The organism is Psychrobacter sp. 1U2 (assembly GCF_051847575.1).
Map to the genome: position 1 here is coordinate 1 of NZ_JBPYDC010000676.1, position 906 is coordinate 906.

The window sequence follows — 906 nt, forward strand, 5'->3', positions numbered from 1 at the left end:
GTAGGGGTTGCCGCATTCAAGACAACGATGGGACTGCTCGGCCACCGACTCACTCTCAAATGGTTTGTAAATTTCGACAAACTCTGTTGAGCGCGTCGCAATGTCTTTTTTATTCGGCTCAACCCGTGGTACTTCTAAAAACTGAAAACTATTATCTAAGCGTTTTGCCATAATGACTTACTCTTCTATATGGGGCTCTTCTATAGTGGGTAGTGACAGTTGGCTTATACCATTTATATTAGGTCAAGAGACCTAGCGATACTGTCACTTACCTACCTACAATATTAGCGCAGTGAGAGGTAATCTCTTAAATGTTTACTTAAACCTTAGCAGATCAATAAACAGCAAATTACTGTGGATCGGCTGTGGTGGTTTTAAGCAGTGTTGCAATATTCGCCGCTTTGGGTTTAACCAAATACACCTTGCGAACATAGTGTTCAAAGTCAGCCAATATTGTCTGACCCCACGCACTACCTGTCTTCTCCACGTGTACTTCAATAACCTGCTGCAAATGGATACGATGTTCTTCAGTCTGTTCACTTGAGATACGGTTTAGGTCAATCAGCTCATGATTGCAGCGATCAAAAAAGTCGCCATCCATATCAAGTACATAAGCAAACCCGCCTGTCATACCTGCTCCGAAATTAAGTCCTGTACGACCAAGAATCGTGACGATACCGCCTGTCATATATTCGCAGCAATGATCGCCCGTGCCTTCGATGACGGCATGAGCGCCAGAGTTACGTACCCCAAAACGCTCACCTGCTGTGCCTGCTGCATAGAGCTTGCCACCTGTCGCACCATACAGACACGTATTGCCGATAATAGCGGTTTCTTGTGCGCTAAAGTTTGAGTCTTTTGGCGGATAAATCACAATCTCGCCGCCTGCCATGCCTTTACCGACGT

1 protein-coding gene and 1 pseudogene are annotated in these 906 nt (G+C 45.4%); both read right to left on the minus strand.

The annotated features are described in order from the left end of the window. Positions 1-171 (minus strand): annotated as a pseudogene (locus tag ACS8FD_RS18035) (glutamate synthase small subunit); the annotation flags it as partial. Between the two features lie 178 nt (positions 172-349). Continuing rightward, positions 350-906 (minus strand): GltB/FmdC/FwdC-like GXGXG domain-containing protein (locus ACS8FD_RS18040; RefSeq protein ID WP_459252155.1); only part of this gene is annotated, 557 nt, incomplete at its 5' end.